This window comes from Psychrobacter pasteurii (assembly GCF_900162815.1).
Taxonomy (GTDB): domain Bacteria; phylum Pseudomonadota; class Gammaproteobacteria; order Pseudomonadales; family Moraxellaceae; genus Psychrobacter; species Psychrobacter pasteurii.
Map to the genome: position 1 here is coordinate 1 of NZ_FUGD01000062.1, position 23,231 is coordinate 23,231.

22 protein-coding genes and 3 pseudogenes are annotated in these 23,231 nt (G+C 43.3%); 11 read left to right on the forward strand and 14 right to left on the reverse strand.

The window, feature by feature from the left end; translation table 11 throughout:
• Positions 1 to 127 precede the first annotated feature (127 nt).
• On the forward strand, positions 128 to 850 hold the full coding sequence (locus A1232T_RS04075) for a CHAP domain-containing protein (protein ID WP_068405068.1): 723 nt from the start codon (positions 128 to 130) through the stop codon (positions 848 to 850).
• Positions 851 to 966: 116 nt separating this feature from the next.
• Here the strand turns inward: A1232T_RS04075 and A1232T_RS04080 are convergent, their stop codons facing one another.
• The 3 genes from A1232T_RS04080 to cadR all read right to left on the reverse strand — a co-directional run bounded on the left by A1232T_RS04080 (position 967) and on the right by cadR (position 3,769).
• Positions 967 to 2,148, reverse strand: coding sequence for a cation diffusion facilitator family transporter (locus A1232T_RS04080; RefSeq protein ID WP_077448184.1), 1,182 nt, complete (start codon positions 2,146 to 2,148; stop codon positions 967 to 969).
• Positions 2,149 to 2,413: 265 nt separating this feature from the next.
• Positions 2,414 to 3,166 (reverse strand): IS5 family transposase, encoded by a 753-nt coding sequence (locus A1232T_RS04085; RefSeq protein ID WP_077448185.1) that lies wholly within the window; start codon positions 3,164 to 3,166, stop codon positions 2,414 to 2,416.
• Between the two features lie 192 nt (positions 3,167 to 3,358).
• The gene (gene cadR / locus A1232T_RS04090) at positions 3,359 to 3,769 is read right to left on the reverse strand and encodes a Cd(II)/Pb(II)-responsive transcriptional regulator (protein ID WP_007394845.1); all 411 of its coding nucleotides are present in this window, start codon (positions 3,767 to 3,769) and stop codon (positions 3,359 to 3,361) included.
• A gap of 142 nt (positions 3,770 to 3,911) precedes the next feature.
• Here cadR and A1232T_RS04095 point away from each other — a divergent pair, with 142 nt between their 5' ends.
• From A1232T_RS04095 to lspA, 6 genes are all read left to right on the forward strand, one after another.
• Positions 3,912 to 6,113, forward strand: coding sequence for a heavy metal translocating P-type ATPase (locus A1232T_RS04095; RefSeq protein WP_007394844.1), 2,202 nt, complete (start codon positions 3,912 to 3,914; stop codon positions 6,111 to 6,113).
• Positions 6,114 to 6,233: 120 nt separating this feature from the next.
• Positions 6,234 to 8,288 carry a heme lyase CcmF/NrfE family subunit gene (locus tag A1232T_RS04100; protein WP_077448186.1) on the forward strand — a complete coding sequence of 685 codons (2,055 nt, stop codon included), beginning with the start codon at positions 6,234 to 6,236 and terminating at the stop codon, positions 8,286 to 8,288.
• Positions 8,281 to 8,931: a DsbE family thiol:disulfide interchange protein gene (locus tag A1232T_RS04105; protein ID WP_077448187.1), complete on the forward strand. Its 651-nt coding sequence runs from the start codon at positions 8,281 to 8,283 to the stop codon at positions 8,929 to 8,931. The genes A1232T_RS04100 and A1232T_RS04105 overlap by 8 nt, the downstream gene beginning before the upstream one ends.
• On the forward strand, positions 8,928 to 9,479 hold the full coding sequence (locus tag A1232T_RS04110; RefSeq protein WP_077448188.1) for a cytochrome c-type biogenesis protein: 552 nt from the start codon (positions 8,928 to 8,930) through the stop codon (positions 9,477 to 9,479). Before A1232T_RS04105 ends, A1232T_RS04110 begins: the two co-directional genes overlap by 4 nt.
• On the forward strand, positions 9,476 to 10,756 hold the full coding sequence (gene ccmI, locus A1232T_RS04115) for a c-type cytochrome biogenesis protein CcmI (RefSeq protein ID WP_077448189.1): 1,281 nt from the start codon (positions 9,476 to 9,478) through the stop codon (positions 10,754 to 10,756). The genes A1232T_RS04110 and ccmI overlap by 4 nt, the downstream gene beginning before the upstream one ends.
• A 141-nt stretch (positions 10,757 to 10,897) precedes the next feature.
• Positions 10,898 to 11,605 (forward strand): signal peptidase II, encoded by a 708-nt coding sequence (gene lspA / locus A1232T_RS04120; RefSeq protein WP_075107731.1) that lies wholly within the window; start codon positions 10,898 to 10,900, stop codon positions 11,603 to 11,605.
• Between the two features lie 605 nt (positions 11,606 to 12,210).
• On the opposite strand, the pseudogene merA reads toward lspA, so the two are convergent.
• The 5 genes and pseudogenes from merA to merR form a co-directional block, all read right to left on the reverse strand.
• Positions 12,211 to 13,602: pseudogene (gene merA / locus A1232T_RS04130) on the reverse strand (mercury(II) reductase); the annotation flags it as partial.
• Positions 13,603 to 13,670: 68 nt separating this feature from the next.
• A complete protein-coding gene (gene merC / locus A1232T_RS04135; RefSeq protein WP_008467331.1) occupies positions 13,671 to 14,090 on the reverse strand; it encodes an organomercurial transporter MerC in 420 nt (139 codons plus the stop codon).
• Complete coding sequence (gene merP, locus A1232T_RS04140; RefSeq protein ID WP_008110847.1) at positions 14,090 to 14,374, reverse strand: mercury resistance system periplasmic binding protein MerP; 285 nt, start codon at positions 14,372 to 14,374, stop codon at positions 14,090 to 14,092. The genes merC and merP overlap by 1 nt, the downstream gene beginning before the upstream one ends.
• 46 nt (positions 14,375 to 14,420) lie before the next feature.
• Positions 14,421 to 14,768: a mercuric transporter MerT family protein gene (locus tag A1232T_RS04145; protein ID WP_016899520.1), complete on the reverse strand. Its 348-nt coding sequence runs from the start codon at positions 14,766 to 14,768 to the stop codon at positions 14,421 to 14,423.
• Positions 14,769 to 14,955: 187 nt separating this feature from the next.
• The gene (gene merR / locus A1232T_RS04150) at positions 14,956 to 15,348 is read right to left on the reverse strand and encodes an Hg(II)-responsive transcriptional regulator (RefSeq protein WP_286130766.1); all 393 of its coding nucleotides are present in this window, start codon (positions 15,346 to 15,348) and stop codon (positions 14,956 to 14,958) included.
• 474 nt (positions 15,349 to 15,822) lie between these two features.
• Between merR and A1232T_RS04155 the strand changes: the two genes are divergently transcribed.
• The gene (locus A1232T_RS04155) at positions 15,823 to 16,461 is read left to right on the forward strand and encodes a copper resistance protein B (RefSeq protein ID WP_244152367.1); all 639 of its coding nucleotides are present in this window, start codon (positions 15,823 to 15,825) and stop codon (positions 16,459 to 16,461) included.
• Positions 16,462 to 16,488: 27 nt separating this feature from the next.
• Positions 16,489 to 16,983, forward strand: a complete 495-nt coding sequence (locus A1232T_RS04160) for a DUF305 domain-containing protein (protein WP_060492335.1) — start codon at positions 16,489 to 16,491, stop codon at positions 16,981 to 16,983.
• Positions 16,984 to 17,291: 308 nt separating this feature from the next.
• On the opposite strand, the gene tnpC is transcribed toward A1232T_RS04160, so the two are convergent.
• The 5 genes from tnpC to A1232T_RS04185 all read right to left on the reverse strand — a co-directional run bounded on the left by tnpC (position 17,292) and on the right by A1232T_RS04185 (position 21,656).
• Entirely contained in the window at positions 17,292 to 19,049 is a 1,758-nt protein-coding gene (gene tnpC, locus A1232T_RS04165) for an IS66 family transposase (protein WP_077448190.1), read from the reverse strand.
• Positions 19,050 to 19,091: 42 nt separating this feature from the next.
• Positions 19,092 to 19,436 (reverse strand): IS66 family insertion sequence element accessory protein TnpB, encoded by a 345-nt coding sequence (gene tnpB, locus A1232T_RS04170; protein ID WP_077448191.1) that lies wholly within the window; start codon positions 19,434 to 19,436, stop codon positions 19,092 to 19,094.
• A complete protein-coding gene (locus A1232T_RS04175; protein ID WP_167367034.1) occupies positions 19,433 to 19,828 on the reverse strand; it encodes a transposase in 396 nt (131 codons plus the stop codon). The genes tnpB and A1232T_RS04175 overlap by 4 nt, the downstream gene beginning before the upstream one ends.
• Before the next feature lie 77 nt (positions 19,829 to 19,905).
• On the reverse strand, positions 19,906 to 20,175 hold the full coding sequence (locus tag A1232T_RS04180) for a hypothetical protein (protein ID WP_143513946.1): 270 nt from the start codon (positions 20,173 to 20,175) through the stop codon (positions 19,906 to 19,908).
• An 86-nt stretch (positions 20,176 to 20,261) separates the two neighbouring features.
• Positions 20,262 to 21,656 carry a serpin family protein gene (locus A1232T_RS04185; protein ID WP_077448194.1) on the reverse strand — a complete coding sequence of 465 codons (1,395 nt, stop codon included), beginning with the start codon at positions 21,654 to 21,656 and terminating at the stop codon, positions 20,262 to 20,264.
• A gap of 220 nt (positions 21,657 to 21,876) precedes the next feature.
• Between A1232T_RS04185 and A1232T_RS13680 the strand changes: the two are divergent.
• Together A1232T_RS13680 and A1232T_RS04195 are read left to right on the forward strand one after the other, a co-directional pair.
• Positions 21,877 to 21,999: pseudogene (locus A1232T_RS13680) on the forward strand (metal-sensing transcriptional repressor); the annotation flags it as partial.
• Positions 22,000 to 22,142: 143 nt separating this feature from the next.
• Positions 22,143 to 22,457 (forward strand): putative quinol monooxygenase, encoded by a 315-nt coding sequence (locus A1232T_RS04195; protein ID WP_077448195.1) that lies wholly within the window; start codon positions 22,143 to 22,145, stop codon positions 22,455 to 22,457.
• Positions 22,458 to 22,558: 101 nt separating this feature from the next.
• Here the strand turns inward: A1232T_RS04195 and A1232T_RS04200 are convergent.
• Positions 22,559 to 23,041, reverse strand: a pseudogene (locus A1232T_RS04200) (IS3 family transposase); the annotation flags it as partial.
• Positions 23,042 to 23,231 lie beyond the last annotated feature (190 nt).

Genomic DNA, 23,231 nt, shown 5'->3' on the forward strand with positions numbered 1-23,231 from the left:
AAATCTTGACCAACGGGTTAAGCCAGTAGGGTCAACATAGACAATATCATTGGGCTGCATTTCAAAGCGATTGGCCAAAGCTAAGTTAGTGACAGACTATTTTGAATTAACCGTAGGTATTAGATTTATGAAACAGGCTTTATTGATTTTGTCAGTACTGGGTATGGGCATAGCACAAACGAGTGGTGCTGCTATCACAATCTCTCAAACAAATAATACCATCACCAATACTTCTGTGGCATCAAACTACGGTTCATCAAAAAACATCTATAGCACCAAAAGTGGTGCTTATGTTTCTAATAATGATGAAATTAGTCAAGCAATTAGCAACCTAAGTGCGCAGGCCAAGCAAAAAGAGAATCAGCTTTCATCATTAAACAGCCGCTTATACGCTGAAAAACAACAGCAGCAAGTCAATAAGGTTCCTGACAGCAATTCAGCCCCCGCTATCGCTGCTGCTCGCGCCTCAAAAGTGGCTTTATCTGGCAGCTCTGGATATTGTGCCCGTTACGTACGTAAAGCACTACAATCAGCTGGTTATGAGTTCACTCCAAATCCTTCAGCCTATCAGTACGCTACTCGTGGCACACTTGAGAAAGCAGGTTTCAGCAAAATCAGCAATGATATGCCAACCCAAGTAGGTGATGTTATTGTCTATGATCGCTCATCAAAGCGTCCACATGGCCATATTCAAATTTTCGATGGTACAAATTGGATTTCTGACTTCCGTCAGAACAGCATCAGCCCATACAGTGGTGTCTATGCTTATACGACATGGCGCGATTCAAAATACGTGGATGACGCATCCGCATCAGATCGTAATATCTACCTTGCTATGAATGATAAATAAGACTTTCTAAGTCAGCACAACATAGTTGTTATTTCCTCCAACCCAGTAGGGCGTGTTGAACATTCACAAATAGTCTCTGTCAGTGCCATGGTTGAAGGTTCAACACGCCCTAGTGACTAGTGACTGTGCCCGATATGGTTATTCGCAGAGCTTTGCTGCTCTGATATGTCGCAGACCAATGCATCGCTATGGGCGCTGGTCTGCGGGTGTGACAAGCTTTCAACCTGAATGGTGGCGTGATGAATACCAAGCGCAAGCAACCCTTGCTCAAGATTGGCAATCAATACGCTGGCATCCGAGATTCTCATATCCCCATCGACCATCACATGGCAAGATAGCGCATTTAGCCCGCTGGTGATGCTCCAAATATGCAGGTCGTGGACTTGTTTTACTTGTGGATGGGCAAGCAGCTTGTCTTCCACATCTACCAGCGATATGCCTTCTGGCGTGCCCTCCATCAAGACATGTACCGAATCACGTACAACGCGGTAACCACTTACTAAGATAAGTACCGCGACGATCACCGACGCTGCGGCATCGGCCCAAACCCAGCCAAACCCCATCATCAGTAAAGCGGCGATGATCGCGGCGACAGAGCCCATCAAATCACTTAATACATGCAAGTAAGCGCTTTGCATATTGAGGTTGACAGGCTCTTTGGAATCATTGCTTTTATTTGCTTTTTCTTTATTTACTTTGTCTGCATTTGCTCCATGGCTGTGGGTGTGTCCATCGCTGCCGCTACTACCACGATGCATCAGCCAAGCGACCAAGATATTAACCAGCATACCGATGGTGGCGACGATTAGCATACCTTGGGTAGCAATCTCAGGCGGTGAGTTAAGGCGTTTGATCGCTTCATAAAAAATCATCAAGGCGATAATTACTAGCGTCGCACCATTGACGGTGGCCACGATAATCTCAAAGCGTTTATAGCCAAAGGTCTTTTGATGGGTGGCGGCTTTTTCGCCGATTTTAAATGCCATCAACGTCGCACCAAGGGCGATGGCGTCGCTGAGCATGTGTCCTGCATCAGAGAGTAACGCCAAGCTGCCTGTCAGTAAGCCACCAATCGCCTCGATAAACATATAGCCTGTGATGATCACAAAGCTAATCAGTAACGTACGCTGATAGCCTTTGGTATCTCTTGGTGCGGTGTTTTGCTCTAGGTGAGTGTCATGATCATGAGCGTCTTGATTGCCAGCAGTATAGTTACTATCGTTGTTTTTATAGACATCAATAGGCTCACTTGGAGGCAAATGCTTATTTTGCTTATGACTGGCATCTTCTTGACTCATAACGTTACTCAAATTTATTAAGACTTATGGTAAATAACTTCAAGGATTAATGATAAGTCTAACATAGTCGAGTATTAGAAGCTGTAACGACGAGGTAAAAATGCAGCCAGTAAGCTATAGTCGATTCACTGCAAAAATGACATCGTGCTACTGGTATAAATTTTCCTTGCATGCTGTTATTACAGAGGCTGCGCAACATTCATTCCATTAGCACTCTTCAATTTATCACCATGTTATTTTGAACTGACTAGGGCGTGTTGAACATTCATAATTTGAGCCAGATATAAGCACAAGCAAGAGCGACCGTATTTTCATAACTTTGCTTGAGCTTATCAAACCTGGTGGCAACCGCCCTATACTGTTTTAGTTTGGCGAAAGCATTTTCTACTAGATGCCTCGCTTTATATAAGTCCCAGTCCATATGGTCGTTAGAAGACTGAGTATTTCGTTTTCGAGGGATGTTATCCCGTGTCCCTGCTTGTTCAATATGCGCTCGTAGTGCATCAGAATCATAGCCTTTATCGGCACATAAAACCTCTGTGTTGCTCAAATTAACTTTGTCTACTAAGTCAGGTGCGACTTTAACATCGTGGGTCGTGCCATCTGACAAGATAAAGGTAATCGGATTGCCATGCGCATCTACTGCCAAGTGAATCTTGGTCGCGCGTCCTGCCACACTTTTACTAATGGATTGTAGGTTCTCATTGTCACCACTGCTGTGCTGATGCGCTTTAATATGAGTACCATCAATGAAGACCCACTCAAGGTCTGCGTCTTTGATTAATAAAGCAAACAGCGTAATCAGCTTATTACTACGAAACCAGCGCTGGTAAGCTTTATAGATGGTATTGGGCTTGCCAAAACACTCGGGTAAGTCGCACCAAGGACAGCCAACACGCATGCGATAAAGCACGCCTTCAACCGTTTGTCTAAGATTTCCTTTGTCATAGATATTAAGTTCTAGTAATATAGGTTTCAGTCTTGTCCAGTGTTCATCTTTGAGCATAGTGCGAGGCATAGCGAACGATATCTTTTTTGTGTGAGAACTTAAAGATTAACCGTTCGCTATTTTTTTTGCCATTAATTTATACCCAATGTTCAACACGCCCTAGTGATCTTAATATCATTGCTGGGTTTTTTTGTGCTTAACATCAGGGCGTATTTAACCTTTCATGATTTGATCCGTCAGAAATGAACACTACTGATATCATTACTCATGACAGGAGTTATCGACAAGCGCGTTTAAAATGCCACATGATGACGCTGGTGCACTACTTGCACATTTCTGGCGCAAAACGGTCAAGTGATGCTTTAAGTGCATCAGTTCTTCCATTCGTATTTCCACAGCATGAATGTGCTCATCTAGCAAGTTATTCACATCGCCGCAGTCCTTGTCAGGCGACTCCCAGTATTCAAGTAAGATTCGCACATCATCTAAAGCCATATCGAGCGTACGGCAATGTAGGATAAATTGTAGACGCTCAATGTGCTCTTCATTATATAAACGATAATTCCCTTCGCTACGAAAAGGCTCGGGTAATAAACGCTCTTTTTCATAATAGCGAATGGTTTCTACTGTGGCACCTGTGCGTTTAGCGAGCTCACCAATTTTGATTGTCATAACAACCTCTATGATTTAAATAATTAAAGTGGCTGTAAAGACTAGCGCTAGAGAAATTAAAATTACGAAACTGTAGATAAATAACCTTGACTCTAAAGCCACTATAGGGTTCATAATATCATTATTTAAAGGGTAAATTATTATGAAATATCATATTGAAGGTATGGACTGTGCCAGTTGCATCGGCAAGATTGAAACAGCTTTGAAACGTATGCCTGGGGTTTCTGATGTTCAGCTGAATTTCGCTACAGAAACGCTAGAGCTAAATTTAGCCCCTGGTGCGCCGACTCAGGCTAGTGATATCGAAAAAACAATCAAAAGCCTAGGGTTCGGCATCTCTGCCAATACTGGTCAACAAACTGTATCGGCTATTGATATTGACAGCGACAATCAGATGGCTCCGCAGGATAAGCAATGGTGGCAAACTCAAAAAGGCAAACAGGTTGTTGGCCTCGGTATTTTGATGGGCAGCGGTTATGCACTGTCACTACTGTTGCCCGCTTATGGGATATGGGTGTTTGCCATCGCTGTGATTGTAGGCGTTTTTCCATTTGCGCGCAAAGCCTTAGCACTGGCTAAAACAGGTTCATTCTTTTCAATTGAAACGCTGATGTCCGTCGCCGTGCTTGGCGCACTTATCATTGGTGAAGCTGAAGAGGCCGCAGCGGTTGTCTTTTTGTTCTCAATCGGTGAACTGTTTGAGAGTATCGCTGCTGATCGCGCTCGCGCTGGCATCAGAGCCTTATCATCGCTGGTTCCGAAAAGTGCAATTTTACTTGATGCTCAAGGTGGGCAGCGTAACGTTCCAGCGACTTCATTACAAGTGAATGACCTTGTGCTGGTGCGTCCTGGAGATAGGGTATCTGCTGATGGTTCCATTGTTCAAGGTGCGTCCAGCCTTGATGATTCGCCCGTGACGGGAGAGTCTGTTCCTGTTGCCAAGACGATGGGTGACAATGTATTTGCAGGGTCAATTAACATCGATGGTGTGCTCCAAGTGCGCGTAGAAAAGACAGCCGCCGATAACACCATTTCGCGCATTATTGAGCTGGTAGAGCAAGCCCAAGCCTCCAAAGCACCCACTGCCCGTTTTATTGAGAAATTCAGTCGCTATTACACACCGGCAGTGATGGCTATTGCCGCACTAATTATTATCATTCCACCGTTAGCCATGGGTGGAGATTGGTCGACTTGGTTGTATCGCGGTCTAGCACTGTTGCTGATTGCCTGTCCCTGTGCTCTTGTACTATCAACACCCGCTGCCATCGCCTCTGGTCTTGCTGTTGGTGCGCGCCGTGGCTTGCTGATCAAAGGCGGTAGTGCTTTAGAAACTATCGGCCAAGTGAAGACGGTCGCTTTTGACAAGACAGGCACTTTAACTGAAGGCAAACCACGCGTGACCGATGTTGTTGCCTTTACACAAGAGGACTCAAGTATTCAAGGTCAGAATTCTCAAGGTCAAGATGAGATATTGGCACTTTTTGCCAGTGTGGAGACTGGTTCTAGTCACCCGCTTGCTGAAGCCATTGTTAGTCATGCTGAAGCTGCTAAAGTGTTCATACCTGTGGCCTTCAATGCTTCTGCAACTGCCGGTAAAGCGGTACACGCAACTGTCGCGGAGCGCGCGCTAGCTATCGGTTCGCCTGTTTACGCAGCCGATGAGGCATTGATTTCATCCACACAACAGGCGCAAATTGAGGCGCTGCAAAATGAGGGTAAGACCGTCTCTGTTCTTTTCGATGAGCAAAACCGTGAAGTGCTTGGATTAATCGCGCTAAGAGACGAATTACGAGACGACGCTCATGAAGGTGTGGCTCAGCTCAAAGCGATGGGTGTGCGCTCCGTCATGCTAACAGGCGACAACCGCTTAACCGCTCAAGCACTTGCCAGTAATTTAGACGTGGAATGGGAAGCTGAGCTGTTGCCTGAGGACAAACTGCGCCTGCTTAACGAGATGAAGAACAACCGCAAAATAGCGATGGTTGGTGATGGTATTAACGATGCGCCAGCGCTAGCAACTGCCGATGTTGGCATCGCGATGGGTGGTGGTACCGATGTGGCCATTGAGACGGCCGATATCGCATTATTAAAAAGTCGTGTTACGGACATGGCTCATCTCATCGCACTTTCACGTGCCACCATGCGCAACATTCATCAGAACGTCATTTTCGCTTTAGGTCTCAAAGGCGTCTTTCTGATCACGACCATATTCGGCATTACTGGACTATGGATTGCGGTTCTAGCTGATGCTGGAGCAACAGTGATCGTTACTCTTAATGCGTTACGTTTACTGCGCTTTAAAGGCGCGCCTCCACTGGTAAATCCGCCTAAAGTAGTTAAATAAAACCCTTCGAAATCAATTAAAAACTAGAGATAGCAGCAGATTTCGGGGTGGGTTCTAATAATAAAAATTCCACCGCCACAGTAAACTGCAACCGCATTAGAGTAAACAAGGTTAGACCGTATGTTAATCACAGAATTGGGTTATTTTGCCTTGCTGGCCGCCTTTATATTGGCGATTTTGCAGGTGGTATTACCAACCGTTGGCGTCATGCGCGATCACGTTGCTTGGCAGCGTCTCGCGCCCAGTCTCGCGTGGGCACAGTTTGCTGCCATGATTTTTTCATTTGTTGCATTGATGGCAGGCTTTTATTTCAATGACTTTAGTCTCGTCTATGTCACGCAGCACTCTAATACTTTGTTGCCTTGGTACTATAAACTCTCGGCGACATGGGGCGGACACGAAGGCTCGCTCTTGTTGTGGATGACCATCATGGCCACGTGGTGCGCGCTGGTCTCCTATTTTAGCCGTGGCTTACCGTTGTCGATGCGCGCGCGGGTACTCGTGATATTGGCCGGTGTGCAGGTCATGATGCTAGCGATGCTGATTTTTACCTCGTCGCCATTTGATCGTACCTTGCCCAATCTGCCCGTAGATGGGGTAGATCTCAACCCACTTTTGCAGGATTTTGGGCTGATCGTTCACCCACCGATGCTGTATATGGGTTATGTGGGCTTAGCGGTGCCATTTGCTTTTTGTATGGCGGCATTGTGGGAAGGGCGTTTGGATGCAGTATGGACACGCTGGTCACGTCCATGGGCGCTCGCGGCTTGGGGATTTTTGACCATTGGTATTGCACTGGGCTCGTGGTGGGCCTACTACGAGCTTGGCTGGGGCGGTTGGTGGTTTTGGGATCCGGTAGAGAATGCCTCGTTTATGCCTTGGCTTGTCGGCTTAGCATTGCTGCATTCATTAGCAGTCACTGAAAAGCGCGGGGTGTTTAAAGCATGGACCATCATGCTGGCTATTTTCGCCTTTGCCTTAAGCTTGCTTGGCACGTTCCTGGTACGCTCTGGAGTCCTTACCTCAGTGCATTCGTTTGCCGCTGATCCGACGCGTGGTTTGGTTATCTTAGCTATTCTTGGCATCATCGTCGGTGGTGGTCTATTAATGTTTGCCGTTCGAGGTTGGCGTTTAACCGTTGAAAGTCAATATCAGCTGATTTCACGTGAGTCCTTTTTAGTGATCAACAACGCCATCATTTTGATTGCAACCTTAGTGGTGCTGCTCGGCACCCTTTACCCTATTATCGCTGATGCTTTTGGTTTAGGACAAGTGTCCGTTGGCCCTCCTTATTTTAATGCATTATTTGTACCTTTAACGTGGCTGTTATTAATAGCTATGGGTATGGGCTCCAATATCCGCTGGAAACAAGATAAGCGTCCATTGTTAGGCGTTGGTATGGTCATTGCGGCGAGCAGTCTAGTATTAGCTGCAGTCATCACTTACTTTGTCAGTCCATCTGCCATGCTTAATATTGGTGTAACACTAGCAGTAAGTTTTTGGGTACTGTTCTGGATGGTGGTTGATTTCAAAGACAAAACCAAAAATGCACCAAGCTTTTTGCAAGGCTTAAATAAGCTGCGTTTAAGCTACTGGGGTCAGCAAACGGCACATATTGGTGTGATTGTAGCGGTCATCGGTGTTGCCTTTACCAGTACCTTGAGTATCGAGCGCGATGTGGCATTGAGTGTTGGCGAAACGGTCCATGTCCAAGGTTACGACTTCACCGTTAAAGGCTTCCGCGAAGTCAAAGGCAGTAACTATGATGCGACCCAAGCTGAGGTCGAAGTGAGTAAAGATAGCCGTGCTGTGACTACGTTATACCCTGAAAAACGCAATTACATTATTAGCATGATGCCAATGACCGAAGCAGCGATTGATGACAGTCTGATGCGTGATGTGTACGTCGCACTTGGTGAACCTATAGCTGAAGGCAGTAATAAATGGGCCGTACGTATTTATGTGAAGCCATTGATTCGTTGGATATGGCTCGGCGCTATTATTATGGCATTGGGTGGTCTGCTGAGTATGCTTGATAGGCGCTATCGTCTCAAAACATCCAAGACCCCTGCACAAATTGCAGCGAGTAAGTCAGGCTTTACGACGGTTACTGATTTAGATGTTAAAAGCACTACTAATAACACGACACTAATAGGGGAGAAGCAAAATGACTAAGTCTAATCATTTTTCCGAGCAACCCCCTGAAACAAAAGGTAATCGAACAATGAAAAAAAGCCAATTTAGAATATGGTTTTTGATCCCGCTGATCATCTTTGCTGCTGTTATGGTTATGCTTTATTTTCGTTTGGGGCAGCCGACTGAAATCGTAACCAATACCGCGCTTGAACGCCCAGTACCAGCGTTTGAGCTGCCATTGTTGTCCGATACCAGTCGGATCATGACCAATGACAACTTACCTGATGAGCCCTTTTTGATGAATATTTGGGGCTCTTGGTGCCCAACTTGCGTTATTGAGCATCCTTTTTTGATGCAACTAGAAGAGCGTGGTGTCAATCTGGTTGGCGTGAATTATAAAGACGATATCGGTGATGCGCTCAGCTATCTCAACCGAGGCGGTGATCCCTTTTCGATGTCTATTCAGGATTCATTGGGTCAGTTTGCTCTAGACTTAGGCATAACTGGTGCGCCCGAAACCTTTGTTGTGGATGGAGATGGCATCATTCGTCAGCATATTGTTGGTGAGATTAACGAGAGTAACTGGCAAGATCGTATTGAGCCTTGCTTAACGGTACTCAATGATGCCAATGATAATAACGTCAGTCCAGATGCGATTCAGGTTGAAGAGGTGTGCAAATGATAGCCCTTTCAATAAAGGCCGTTACGATAAAAGTAGCGAGCTTAATACTTGCCTGTCTCCTAAGTGTGACCAGCTATGCGGCGATTGACGTCTATGATTTTGATTCTGTCCAACAAGAAGCACAATACCGAGGATTGATCGAAGAGTTTCGTTGCCCGAAATGCCAAAACCAAAACTTGGCAGGTTCTGATGCGCCGATTGCCCAAGACTTAAAGCAAAAAGTCTATGATTTGATTAAAGACAGACGTAGTGATGCGGAAATCCGGGATTATATGCAGGATCGTTATGGCGACTTTATCAGCTACAAGCCGCCTATGCGACCATCGACATGGATCCTATGGTTTTTTCCACCATTATTATTGCTCGTCTTAATTGTTGGTTGGTTTTGGCAAAGTAAACGCCGCCAAGTTGTCGCCCGTGGCCAAAACGGCGTTACAGTGAACAGTACTGCTGCCTTGACCTCTGCGGAAAAGGCTGAGCTTGATCGTCTATTATCGCAAGCTGAGAATGTCGACCACGATATTACTAGCATAGAGGACAAAAAATGACTCTATTTTCTACTTTTGGCTTATTTGTAGCTCTAAGCTTGCTGATTGCTCTTATATTTGCGCTAATTGCTATTATGCCATGGCTACGAGCACCGCGTTTGCAGTCCAAACCAATAGACAATCAACTGCTAGATATTAATGTTGCAGTATTTCGCGAACGTTTAGCTGAGCTACAAACAGATAAAGACAGCGGTACTATTAATAATAGCCATTATCAAAATCAAAAGCTGGAACTGGAGCGTCAGCTATTGGATGCCCAGCGTGAAGTCACGCCGATGGTCACCCCTGGTATCAAAAGCCGCTTGATCCTCATGGTTTGGGTGCCTGTATTGGCTGCGCTGGCGTATCTGATGGTGGGTGACCGAACGCCTGTGTTTGATCTGTGGACGGCCGAAGACAAAGTAGGACAAGTGGCTGATGACCTATTGACTGGCAAAATCGATCAGCCACCTGTATGGGCAATCGAAAACGGCCAGCAGCTTATCAGCGCGATGCAGACCAACGTTTATCGTCATGCCGATGATCCTGATCGCTGGATGCGTTTGTCAGAGCTGTTTTCATCGCTTGAAGCTACCGACTCAGCGATTGAAGCTTTGTCACGCGCTTACCGTCTGTCACCAGACAATGAAGAGATTGCGACCACTTATGCGCAGATTAGCTTTTTTGCCAATAAAGGTCAGCTTGATGCCAGTAGCCGCCGTGTATTACAAGATGTCCTTGCCAAAAATCCACAGCATGAAGGTGCGCAGATGCTAATGGCAATGGGTGAGGCACGTGGTAGTAACTTTGCAGAAGCGCAAGGTTGGATTAAACGCTTACAAGGCAGCATTGTGGCCAAACCAGGTGATCATACTAAAGCTTTAGCAAGCTTAGATGAGTTAAGCAACTACGTTAGCACGCAAGAAAAGCAAGCGCTAGAAGGTATTGACGTGACAGTGAAAATTAACGCTAATTTATTACCGTTAGTGAAAGCTGATGATGTGTTGTTTGTAGCGATACGTGATGTGAAAGGGGGCCCTCCGTTTGCCGCCAAACGTTTACCCATTAGTATTATCAAGCAAGGTGAGGCTAGTATCCGCTTAAGCAATCTTGATGCGATGATGCCAGATCGCACGTTAAATTCAGCTCGTAGTGACAAAACTCAGTTAGCAGTCGTTGCTCGTATTAGTCATAGCGGTAATGCCATAGCAGAATCAGGCGACTTATCGGGTAATCCTATAATGATTAGCGTTGAACAGACTCAGGTTAATGTTGAAATCAATCAACAGATTCCCTAATAAAAAATTATTACCGTAAGTTTCATAATACCAGAGCGGTAAGTGGAGCCGTTTATGAAAGTGGCGCGATTAATAATCGTATACCAAAAACATATACGTTTAACATTGTTCATTGTATAAACATAGATAAAGGAAACAACTATGACTGAATCTACCGACAGATTAGATAGTACTAAATTGAATAGCGTTGAATCGGCTAGTACTAATATTGCTGACAAGAAGGTACCTATAGCTGTGAGTAGTACTCATCAATCGATTGACTCTAAAACCATAAATCATACGCCTAAAGCTATGTACGTGACTTCAGGCAACTCAATAACACCTAAAGATAAGTTGGACAAAATGCCAAAAATGGTTGCCAATGGCAGTCGCGCTTTTATCTGGTATTTGTTGGCGATAATGGTATTAATACTTGATCAATGGACTAAGTGGTTGGCCCAAACCACATTAGCGTTCAATGACCCCGTACCGGTCATTGAACCATTTCTCAACTGGACACTCGCTTATAACTATGGGGCAGCATTTAGCTTTTTAGCCAACGCTGGCGGTTGGCAGAAATGGTTTTTCTCAGGCTTAGCTTTTGTAATGGCTATCTTTTTAACGGTTTATTTAATCAAAGCGCCACGTGCAGCCAAGCTATTATCTATGGGGTTGGCCTTAATGCTTGGTGGTGCGATTGGCAACTTAATCGATCGTTTAAGAATTGGTAAAGTGGTTGACTTTATCCATGTGCATTATGCTGATGTCTGGAATTATCCTCTTTTCAATGTTGCAGATATAGGTGTCTGTGTCGGTGTCGCATTGATTATAATTGACATGATATTTTTAGAAAGTAAGCGTAATAAATAAGCACATTGATGCCGATTATCACAAACAAAATGAACTAGCGTCGTATTCACTCTATACGGAAAAATACTTTTTATACTTGAGTATGTTTATAAAATGTGAACTGGAAGGTAATGTATGACTGGTATAGGTACTCACTCATTTTAGGTCTTAAAACTCAATACTTAAAAGCTCTGCGTAGAGCCATTATTATAGAGAAATTGAATAATCCATAAATTCTTTATTGATAATAACAAAAGGAAAATACAGTGTCACAGACTCAGCCAACTATTGAAAAAATTCACAGCCTTAGAAAAAAAACAAGAGACAGCGTTAAAAAGTCTTACCCTTATATAGTCGATACACTCTAAAAATGTCATAGCACTACTGGGATGAATTTTGCGCAGCCTCCTATCGTGCGCTCAAAGAAATTTGAAGCGGACTATAATAATTACCATCGTTTGTCAGGCGAGGGTAAGCGGGATACAGACACATTCAGAAATGAAATGAAGAATTTTATTACTATGTATCCTGAAGATTTTGAGAAAAAACCGCTAGAAAATTATTTGAAATAACAGCTATTAATGGCACTCCATTAACATTTCTGTAAGTACATTACCGTTAAATGATTACCCTGCGCAGCAAGATAGCTCTTTAACGTCTTTGCTAAAGGTTTGAGCGCATAACTTCAATCCTTCAACCATCGTCAAATACGGAAATAGTTGACCTGCCAATTCTTCGACTGTCATTTTATTATGAATAGCAAGAGCCGCACTTTGAATCAGTTCTCCGCCTTCATGGGCTAAAATTTGTGCGCCTATCAGTTTTCCCGTGGATTCTTCAGCTACCAACTTGATAAAACCATCCGTTTCAAAATTTGCTAAAGCTCTTGGTACGTTTTCCATATCAAGTACACGACTTATCGTATTTATTCCTACCGCTGAAGCTTGTACTTCGGTTAGACCTACCGTAGCAACTTGTGGGTCGGTGAATATAACAGCAGGCATGGTAGATAAGTCGAGTTGCGCATTTCCACCTGTCATATTAATTCCAGCCCTACTTCCGGCAGCAGCAGCAACATAAACAAATTGTGGCATATTGGAGCAATCTCCAGCGGCATAAATGTTAGCTGTTGATGTTTCCATCATACTATTAACAACAATGGCACCACTTTTATCTGTTTCAACACCAACATTTTCTAAACCAAGCTTTCCAGTATTTGCATGGCGACCCGTAGAGATAAGCAATTTTTCAGCGATTAATGTTCCTTCGTTAGTTTCCAATGAAAAACCATTGCTATCATAAGAAACATGACTTGCTTGCGTATTATTAAGTACCCTAATACCTTCTTTTTCAAAGCACTCTGCCAGTTTTTCACCTAATAACGGATCTTCAGCATATAAAAGGGTATGTCTGGCTAGAATTGTCACACGGCTACCTAAACGGGCATAAGCTTGCGCAATTTCCAGAGCAACAACGGAGGAGCCGATGACAACTAGACTACTCGGTAACTCTTCTGCAAATAAGGCTTCTGTTGATGTCCAATAAGGTGTATCAACTAAACCCTTAATTGGTGGAATGCTTGGTGTAGAGCCTGTTGCAATTAAAATGCGATCTGCAACCAGCTCTTCTTCACTACCATCAGACTTGTGAACTAGCAAGGTATTTTGATTTTTAAAACGTGCATAACCTTTAAGTAAAGATAGCGCGGGATTACTCTCTAAAATACGTTGATATTTAGCATCGCGTAGTTCTTCGACGCGAGCGTTTTGCTGATGTGCTAATAAGGAGCGGCTAAGTTGTGGCTGAATATTTTCTAAACCATCAAACGGGTTAGTACGTTGCTGATGCGCTAATTGCGCAGCACGGATCAATATTTTTGAAGGAACACAGCCGACATTTACACAGCAACCTCCGATTACATCGGCTCCTTCAATGATAGTAACTCTTGCTCCGCCTTCTGCTGCTTTAATCGCACTGGCAAAGGCCCCTGAACCACTACCAATAATGGCTACATGTAATTGTTCTGGCTGGATGTCATTTGGCGAGCAACAACTATTCGTTGACATATTTTATTCCTCTTAAAAAGTTAAGCGGTACAAGTTTCATCATCACAGCGTTTATTCGCAGGAGAAACCATGTCCCAAATTGATACAGCAACCATTAGTCCTAGCCCCGTATAAGTAACGTATGAACTCCACCCGTACTGGAACCAAGGGTATAAAGAGAGTAAAACCAAAATGGGGCCAATTGAACCGATAAAACTACGGTGCCATTGACGATGGCTAAACCAGCCTAAGATATTCATTGCCAGCGCTAATACTGCAAACAGTGGTAACAACGTATTGATAAATACCCCTTCCCACTGACTAAGAAATCCCATCCCAATTGCCGCACCAAGACTAGCTATCGCGGGAAAACACATGGCGCATCCCATTGCCGAAACAAGTGCACCTATAGAGCCTGCTTTATCTCCGATACGCGTAACTAGTTCTAAGGGGCTAAATATTACTTATTTTCACTTTTTAAATTTGAAGGGTAGCCAGCGTTGGTAGTCGCTGCAATTAATGCATTGATGTTGGTTTTAGTGTCATCAAAAGAAACAACAGCTAGCTTAGGCTTGTAGGTAACTTTCGCATTTTCAACGCCATCAACATTTTCTAATGACTTTTTAACTGTGATTGGACATGTCGCACAGTTCATCGTTGGCACTTCCAGTGTAACTGTTTTTACTTCAGCAAAAGCACCAAAACTAGAAAGTGAAAGCAGTGCGGTTAATAATAATTTTTTCATAATTAGCTCCAAATTTTAAAATGTTATAAATTTCTTGATCTGTATATTAAGCAAACAAAAGTATCCAATAATTACTGGTCACTAAAATTGTCGCAACTATAGCGCTCAGCCAGAAAATGACTTTTCGTTGTTGCTGTTTCTTAGGAATTGCACAGGCCGTTCCCGGCTCACACTCTTCTACAGGACGGTAAATTTTCCAACCTGAGTAACCAAACAACAACACTACAAATGCGATAAATAATGGCCTATAGGGTTCAAATGCAGTTAAATTACCAATCCATGAGCCACTTACCCCAAGTAATAACAGGAGCAAAGGACCTACACAGCATACGCCTGCGCCTAATGCTGCTATGATGCCTCCTATCATTGGAAGGTTTGATTCTTTTTGATTCATATAGATACCTCATTAGATAATGCAAGTGTATTGCATGTACCTAAGTACGGAGTCAAGGGTGATTTATAAAAAATTTATCTTTGATAATCTGCTACGACAGATACGGGGAATAAGCTAACTTGAATTAAGGCGCAGAAGTAAAATTGGATATGCTGTTTTAGTGGGAAATGGTAGTTAAGTGAATCATTTACTTCGGTTGCAACGAATCAATTATTGGGCAGTGGCTATCGTCATCATTATTTTGGCATTGTCCTAAATGTTCTTCCAAAGCGTGTTCTAACAACAACAAGTCAGCCATCTTTTTTTGTACTGCGATCAGTTTTTTATTAGCTAATTCTTGTACTTTACTACATGGACTATCGTTTAACGCAAGTAACCCTTCAATCTCATTTAGCGTAAAACCTAATTCTTGAGAACGCTTGATAAAATGTATTCTATTTACCGTTTCTTTCGGGTAATGTCTATAGCCCTGCATAGGCTTTGGTGGTTGTTTAATTAAGCCTTTGCGTTCATAAAAGCGAATTGTTTCGACATTTACACTCAGTTCTTTAGCCAACATACTTATGGTTCGTTTAGACACGTTATCAATTACCTTACTGACTTTTTGTTTACTTACTTTATATCTAATTAAAGTGACCATCAATGAATACCAGTTTAAACATCGCTAATTGATTTTGTTTTTTCTTCTATTAAATAAGTAAAGTTACCGTTGTTACAACAATATTAAACCACAACAATGTATGGTTTATCCTTTTTCATTATCAAAGTCCAAATTAGTGTTATTACATGCAGTTCTACATGAGTATACCCTAGCGGAACCACCTAAAAACGCCTTATACAACCTTAATAGACCACCTAAAATAGACCGTTATAGTAGAACCACTTATAACAGACTATTTTAGGTGTTTGCGTTTATTAGACCCTCAAACTGTCACTTCGTGAAGTACTATCTTTTTATATCTGCAACAAATCACATGCCCCTCGTAAAGCTCCAGCTGATGCTCGCAGTCCTGACTATTCAAACGGTGTTCCCTATGGACGCTATGGTCAGCCTATGATGATGGGTGATATGCCATTATGGGGCGTTTCTGTAGACGATTTAGGCTATCAGTTTGATGACGATCAGATTAATTATGAGGTTAGTGCTTGGTATGGCCTAGATGAGCGCCGTCTATCTTTACGTAGTGAAGGTAGTGTTCAGACCAAAGATGAGAAAGACATTGATAGTCTGACCTCATTGTCTTACTGGAAGCCGCTAAGTATTTTTTGGAATGGCGAAGCAGGGGTCGCCTATGATACCAAGAATGATAAGCCTGCCATTATGGCCGGTATTGTCGGCACAATGCCTTACTTTATTGAAACAGATGCTAGAGCATATCTCTACACCGATGGTCAAGTTAGGCTTGATCTTGGTGCAGAATATGAATGGCGTTTGAGTCAGCACTGGGTTGTGATACCGGAAGTTGGTCTGTCAGCTTTTAGTAAAGACGATATTGACAATCATATCACCAAGGTATTTAATGAATTAGAGACTGAAGTTAGACTGACTTATGAAACCTTAGGTCGTCAACTGGCACCTTACGTCGGTGTGAGCTATGAGACGGCTCTTGGCAGTGCGCGTGGCCAGCGGCGTCAAGAAAATGAATCGGTTGATAGCAGTAGTTTGACTGCCGGTGTTAAATTCTGGTTCTAACATTGTCAAAATTATAGGAGATATATTATGAATACTTCTGATCAAAACAGCATGAATCATCAAAGCCATCAACAGGGCATGAATCCTTATGTGAAGTTCACTTTGATGATTCTGACGTCTACGATTGTAATGTTTATCATGATGTATTTTAATACCTATCAATTGGATCATGTTTATTTTAGTGAGACCCGAGCTTATATGGCGCTCTACATGGGTGCCGGTATGGCCGTCATTATGCTGGCCTTTATGGGTAATATGTATAAGAAGACCAAGGTAAATCTACTGGTTTATGGAATAAGTGTAGTAATGTTTGCTGTAGGTATTTGGGGTGTGCGTTCCCAAGCAACGGTTGATCAAGTCGATTGGATGCAAGCCATGATACCTCATCACTCGATTGCCATTTTGACGAGCTCAAGAGCAGATATTGAAGACCCTAGAGTACAACAGCTCGCTGACGATATTATTAAAGCGCAAAAGCGTGAAATCGCTGAGATGCAAGCGCTTATTGAAGAGCTCGAATAGACGGCTATATATAGAGGTATGGCAAGCTAAGAAATTGATTATGAAAAAATGGTGATACCTGGTATCAGCGCTATAGTCTTCGCTGGTACCTTTACCTTAAAAGGACAGATTGCACAGATAATTAATGTGATTTTTTACCTACCCCTTCAACTGCAGTAACTGCTCTTTGTTTTACTGTTCTTATTTCAAAACCTCTTATTCCTATATCGAAATGTTCAATATCTGTCGATTGCTATTCTTGAGTGATAGTAAGCATCTAAAAGTATACGCTCGCCCACCACTGTCAATAGTAAGCATCCGACCAACCCCTATTGCGGTGGCACCCAGCGATGAGCTAACAACTCATCCAGATCCTCTTGAGTAGGCAGGCGTCTTAGCACGTCTGTCAAATAAGCAGACACATCCAAGCCATTTAAGCGAGCTGACTGAATGATTGACATAATATTCGCAGCACGCTGCCCACTTCGCAGCGAACCGGCAAACAACCAGTTTTTACGCCCAAGTGCCCACGGACGCATCTGATTCTCCGCCCAATTATTATCAATCGGCAGCCTGCCATCATCTAGATACTGAGTCAGCGCCTGCCAACGTTTCAGGCAATAATCCATCGCCTTACTAATACTGGCATTTTTAGTGGTTAACTGTCTTTTTTCTTGTAACCATTGGTGCAGCTTATCGGCAATTGGTTTGGCTTTTTTTTGCCTGATTTTCCGAACTATTTGGGGATCTCTTGGTATTGGGGGTGTATTTTTTTCAAATCGCTCATCAATCTCACGTTCAATGGCATACAACTGCCTAAATAACGTTAATGCCTCAATGCTCACGATACTTTGCCCAGTGATATGCAGTTCATGAAATTTACGCCGTGCATGGGCCAGACAACCGATTTCAGTCACACCTTGATGAAATAAGAACTTATATCCGCTGTAATCATCGCAAACCAGCTGACCACGCCACTTATCTAAAAAGGCTTTAGGGTGCTCATTACGACGACTTTCAGCAAAGTCATAGACCACCGCTTTTAAAGAGCTGTGCTGTGGCGTAAGATACGCCCAGACATAGCCTTTTTTTAATGATTTACCACCTACCTTTACATGGTTCTTCATGATAGATACCGGGGTTTCATCGGCATGTAAGATAGGCTCAGACAGTAATAGTTCATGCAAGCGACTGACTAAAGGCTCAAGGGCGACGCCGCAGCGTCCCACCCAATCTGCCATAGTAGCATCGGGGATATTTACCCCACTTCGCTGATAGATAATATTCTGCCGATATAGCGGCTGATGGTCTGCATACTTGCTAATAAGGATGTGTGCAAGCAGCTCTGGGGTGGCGATGCTTTTGTTAATAATCTGCTTGGGGGTAGCCGCTTGATGAATGATGTCACACTCACGGCATACCCATTTAGGGTAGATGTGACGCTCAATATAAAACTGCTTAGGGATAATGCCAAGTTTGTCTTGTTTATCCTCCCCAATTCGCTTCATTTGACAGCCGCAGTCACAGACGGTGGTAAGTGGTTCATGAACCTGGGTTTTGACCTCAAGGTTGTCAGGAATCACTGTGTATTTGGCACGCTTTGTTTTTTTAGGCTGATCAGTAGCTGAAGCTGGCAGCTGACCTGTGATCTCTTTGGCGGCTTTAAGCTCACCCTCATTAATGAGGGTTTCTGCCTGAGTACGATCAATCGCAGGCAGCTTGGCAAGCTCATCTTGGCTTAAGCCGCTAAGGTAGTCATCTCGGATTTGTTCAAGCTGCGCTAAGTCCTCTTGCGCGGCCTCATAATTTAAGTGGGTTTGTCTGTCAGTGATGCCTTCGCTTTTTTGTCCATAGAGCCGGTGAATAAGCCGCTTTTGTTTTTCGATGAGTTCAAGCACTTGTTCATACAGCTTGTGGTTTTCTTCAACCACTTGGTTAAAAAGCTGCTGTAGTTGATCGTGACTTGTGTTCGTTTGAACAAGCTGTTGCTGCAGGTGCTCATTACGCTGTTCAAGCAGGTGGATTTTCACCAGAAGCTCGGCGTAAGTGGGGTCTTTTGATAAGTCGGATAAGTTGGCAACAGTCATGGCGATATGTTGCCAGAGTTTTATTTGCCTGTCATCTGCTATTTATAGGATGGGGGTTAATTTATCTTTGCCCATGTTACGCCAAGGCAGTCCACTGATTAAGGCATTAAATTGTTCACGGTTGATGCTGATGCCAGTTTGAGTGGTGGTGAGCTGCTTGGTTAAGCCATGAAATTTATTGTCATCAAGCTGACGGCTACAAAGCCATACCCCAAGCCCATCATGAATGAATACTTTTAGGCGTGTGCCTGCTTTGTTGTAAAACAGGTAGGCACAGTGAGGGCGAATGCTTTGGTGCTCGGTGAGGATGTGGGCCAGTAGTTTGCCACTACCACATCGTATGTCCATGGGCGTGGTGGATAGCCAGATGTGAGTGATGGGTATCATTGCAGCCCTCGTAGTAGGTCAATCAAACTTTGGGTGTCTATTTGGGCAATGTTGAGGCTTATCGCCCCAGATGCTCGAGCTGTGATTTGCAGTTTGATGTTCTTTATGACGGAGGGTGAGCGTAAATGCGCACCTTCAGGCTCAAGATGGATTGGGATAAAGTGCGGGTTTGGATCATGAGACCTGTTTATAGCGCCAGGTAATGTATCAGCTTGAGCATGTGCCCGCTGATACTGGCGTTTCCAGTTATGTAGAAGGTTTTGGTTAATGCCATGCTCTAGGGCGATACTGGCAATTGATCGATCTGAGTCTGTCGCTTCTTTTACTAAAAGCGCTTTAAACTCGGCGCTGTAAGTTCTTCGTTTGGGTGTATTAGGAGATTGTGTTGTCATGTTAGTGTCCACGATTATTTGTTCATGGACACTATCTCGCATTTTTTAATAGAAAAAAAGATGGGATGGTCGGATGCTTACATATCGGATATCGTAAAAGGGTCTTGAGTCCAGGTAATATGTGGGCTACTTACAACGAGTAAGAGGTCATCCATATATAAACAGCTATTCTTTGTGTTCAATACCCCATGAGCCGCAGTGGCATCACCCATATCCGAATCAACATCAAGGGCAGTCACATACACCGTTTGCTGCTTGCGCGTGGGTGCTTCGTTTTCAGTAGGTTTGTTGGCAGCACTCTCATCTTCCACTTTAATAGTTTGGGCATTATGATTAGTATTCGTCATTTCAATGACAGGATCGCAGGCTATAAAGGATATCAACAATATCGGCACCATATACCATTTAAATTTTGGTTTCATTATTCGCTCTCTTAAGGCTTATTCACCTGACCCAAAAACAATATCGCATCGGTTTTATTGTCTTTAATCATAAAAAGAAACGGGTGATCGGCTTTAAAAACAGGTGGTGGAGCAGAGGCAGATTCAGTAGATACTACAATGCCAGTCGCTGCCGCTGCTTCGGTGCCTTTTTCATCGACGATGACCACCGCCTGATGATAGATCTCATCTATCCATGTAGATAAAGGCTGATCAAACAGTTTGAAAGTAGCCTTGTCTTGATTAAAAGCAATGGGCATGCCCATATCTGACAGCATATCTTTCATGTCGTAGCGTTCTTTAAGCTTGAACTTTGGTAAGTGAAGGTTCACTTCTTGCGTAATTAAGTCTTTATTCCACTCTTTAATCTTATCAGCGCTTAAATCACGCACCAGCTGCTGCATGGCTGTCTTGTCTTTAGATTTTGGTAATATCACCAGCATAGATAAGTCATCACCCTTATAAGGCAATTGCACGACCTGCACCTGTTTGTCCTCGCTATAACCAAAATCCGCCTGTGTATGCATCATTTTTATATTAGGACTTGTACCCACATGGTTATAAAAAGGCTGCTCACTGGTGCTTTGAATATTGAATGGCGTTTTCCAATCGCCCTTAAAGTAAACGGCGTTGGTTAATACGGCAACTGTGATGGGCTTGATACTGCCCTTTGGTAGCAACTCAGGAATCAATTGATTGGTATGCTGAGCAATTTTTTTATTAATGATGAGGCGCGAAGGATTAGGATTGCTTTCAAAATCAAGGTTAGTCACTTGACCCCCGTAATAACGTTGTACCGTATCTACGTAGGATTTAGTAGGTGTTAACCCTTGTTCCATCCATAAATCGTTGACCGTAGCAAGTTTATAATCAGGATTGGGTTTGTTAAATTGATTATAGAGCGCGGCGCTATTGGGATTGAGAATATCCATTGAGGGATAATAAAAGGTCTTTTGAATTTGCGCTTTCGTTTCCCCTTCTGCTGCGGCATAGAGCATTGCCATCGCAGTGGACAGGCTGTACGGCGAGAAAAACACGTTGTCATCTGCTTGCCCAGTATGTCCATTGATCTGTCGGTACATGGCAATGGCAAACTGATTGTTGGCGGTAGTGACTTTTTCGATGCCGTCTGGTGTTGACGCAGAAGCATCAGCAGCAATAAAATAAACTGGGCTATCCGCTTGAGCGTCAGCGTTGCTTTTAGCTTTATCTGGTAAGGATGATTTTTCTGGATTTGATGCGGTATTAACTACGCTATCAGTGGGCTTAGTACCCTTCATTGTGCTGTCACAACCAGTAACTACGAATAATAGGCTGCTGACTGCCAATGCACCCATGACACGATTACCGTATAATTTTTTAGGATAACAATACTGGTTATTCTTCATATCTGCTTCACTAACAATGTAGAGTTAAGATGATGCCATTCTAGTATCATCTCTATACAATCGTTTAGTGTAGTTTGGTAAGCGTGCTTATCTATAATCGACCTAACTTATTCGCTTTTTAATCAAAAAAAGTACCTATCTTTGCAACAGATGGTATTAAGCATTTTTTATCGCCTTGTTTTTCATATTCTGCACCACCAACAGCAAGTAAGGAGGTCTGATGCCTAATCAGGTTGAAGTCAAAAAAAAGATTCTTCTACGGGTCAGAAAGATCAAAGGTCAGACACAAGCGATTGAAAAAGCGTTAGAAGACAATGTGGAATATGGTGCAATTCTGCAACAATAGCATTATGTCGAAATAAAAACCCAGATTTTGGCTCAGCTATGGGAAATTTTTTTTAACTTTTGTACAACAAAACTTTCTGACATGCATACATTAGATATGTCAGAATCAGTTTTGATTCTAATAATTGTTGAGTTTTAGTCATGCTTAAAACAGCTTTATATGTCCGTCTTGAAGCTAAACCGGGTAAAGAAGACGAAGTGGAAGCTTTCCTTAAAGCCGGTTTACCTATTGTAATGGAAGAACCTGCGACAGTTGCGTGGTTTGGCCTACGTCTTGGACCTACAACATTTGGTATTTTTGATGCATTCCCTGATGAGGCGGGTCGCCAAGCACATTTATCTGGCAAGGTTGCAGCTGCTTTGATGGCTCAGGCCGATGAGCTATTTTCAGAGCCACCGTCTATTGAAAAAGTAGATGTTTTGGCTAGTAAACTACCAGGTCATACCGACGCTTAAATGTATGAGGGTGCTGCCTGAAATTTTGAATGAAAGGCAGCACTTCAACCCTGTGAGGTGAGTGAACCGCCCCGACTATATCGGAGAGTGGATTGCTTGAGTCAGGCAGCTTTGTCTGACTCATTAAGGCTATCATAGTATCGTCTCTCAAACTCAAAAGGCGACACATAACCAATCGTACTATGAATGCGAGTTTTGTTAAACCAATCGACCCATTCAAGGGTTGCTAATTCAACATCACACGCATCCCGCCACTGCGGTTTTAAATATTCAATCACCTCTGTTTTATAAAGCCCATTAACCGTTTCAGCTAACGCATTATCGTATGAATCACCGGTTGTATCAACAGATGCAATAACGCCAGAATCAGCCATCTTATCCGTATAGCGAATGGATAAGTACTGAACGCCGCGATCACTATGATGAATCACATCTTTTGGGTTATTTCTGTCTGCAATGGCTTGATTTAACGCTGCCATCACCATATCCGTGTTCATACGATTAGACACCTTCCAGCCAACAATACAGCGGGCAAATACGTCAATGATGAAGGCGGTATATACCCAGCCCCGGAAAGTCTTGATAGGAAAGTCTTGATATAAGTGAGGTCTGAACCGTCCCTATTTTTTCATACTCTCTCAGAACGCCGTTTCTCCGAAAAACCTGAGGCGGTTCACTATCGGTATAGCCTGCATTAGCAACTTGCTTATTTTTTGTTAATTTCTTAATCGCTCTCAATATTACTGTTTGCCCATTTCTCAAGTTTATAGGCTT

Bases quoted from the DNA above. Each gene is read 5' to 3' on its own strand.
- A1232T_RS04075 (WP_068405068.1), top strand. From the start codon at position 128: ATGAAACAGGCTTTATTGATTTTGTCAGTACTGGGTATGGGCATAGCA.
- A1232T_RS04080 (WP_077448184.1), bottom strand. From the start codon at position 2,148: ATGAGTCAAGAAGATGCCAGTCATAAGCAAAATAAGCATTTGCCTCCA.
- A1232T_RS04085 (WP_077448185.1), bottom strand. From the start codon at position 3,166: ATGCCTCGCACTATGCTCAAAGATGAACACTGGACAAGACTGAAACCT.
- cadR (WP_007394845.1), bottom strand. From the start codon at position 3,769: ATGACAATCAAAATTGGTGAGCTCGCTAAACGCACAGGTGCCACAGTA.
- A1232T_RS04095 (WP_007394844.1), top strand. From the start codon at position 3,912: ATGAAATATCATATTGAAGGTATGGACTGTGCCAGTTGCATCGGCAAG.
- A1232T_RS04100 (WP_077448186.1), top strand. From the start codon at position 6,234: ATGTTAATCACAGAATTGGGTTATTTTGCCTTGCTGGCCGCCTTTATA.
- A1232T_RS04105 (WP_077448187.1), top strand. From the start codon at position 8,281: ATGACTAAGTCTAATCATTTTTCCGAGCAACCCCCTGAAACAAAAGGT.
- A1232T_RS04110 (WP_077448188.1), top strand. From the start codon at position 8,928: ATGATAGCCCTTTCAATAAAGGCCGTTACGATAAAAGTAGCGAGCTTA.
- ccmI (WP_077448189.1), top strand. From the start codon at position 9,476: ATGACTCTATTTTCTACTTTTGGCTTATTTGTAGCTCTAAGCTTGCTG.
- lspA (WP_075107731.1), top strand. From the start codon at position 10,898: ATGACTGAATCTACCGACAGATTAGATAGTACTAAATTGAATAGCGTT.
- merP (WP_008110847.1), bottom strand. From the start codon at position 14,374: ATGAAAAAATTATTATTAACCGCACTGCTTTCACTTTCTAGTTTTGGT.
- A1232T_RS04145 (WP_016899520.1), bottom strand. From the start codon at position 14,768: ATGAATCAAAAAGAATCAAACCTTCCAATGATAGGAGGCATCATAGCA.
- A1232T_RS04155 (WP_244152367.1), top strand. From the start codon at position 15,823: ATGATGATGGGTGATATGCCATTATGGGGCGTTTCTGTAGACGATTTA.
- A1232T_RS04160 (WP_060492335.1), top strand. From the start codon at position 16,489: ATGAATACTTCTGATCAAAACAGCATGAATCATCAAAGCCATCAACAG.
- tnpC (WP_077448190.1), bottom strand. From the start codon at position 19,049: ATGACTGTTGCCAACTTATCCGACTTATCAAAAGACCCCACTTACGCC.
- tnpB (WP_077448191.1), bottom strand. From the start codon at position 19,436: ATGATACCCATCACTCACATCTGGCTATCCACCACGCCCATGGACATA.
- A1232T_RS04175 (WP_167367034.1), bottom strand. From the start codon at position 19,828: ATGACAACACAATCTCCTAATACACCCAAACGAAGAACTTACAGCGCC.
- A1232T_RS04180 (WP_143513946.1), bottom strand. From the start codon at position 20,175: ATGACGAATACTAATCATAATGCCCAAACTATTAAAGTGGAAGATGAG.
- A1232T_RS04185 (WP_077448194.1), bottom strand. From the start codon at position 21,656: ATGAAGAATAACCAGTATTGTTATCCTAAAAAATTATACGGTAATCGT.
- A1232T_RS04195 (WP_077448195.1), top strand. From the start codon at position 22,143: ATGCTTAAAACAGCTTTATATGTCCGTCTTGAAGCTAAACCGGGTAAA.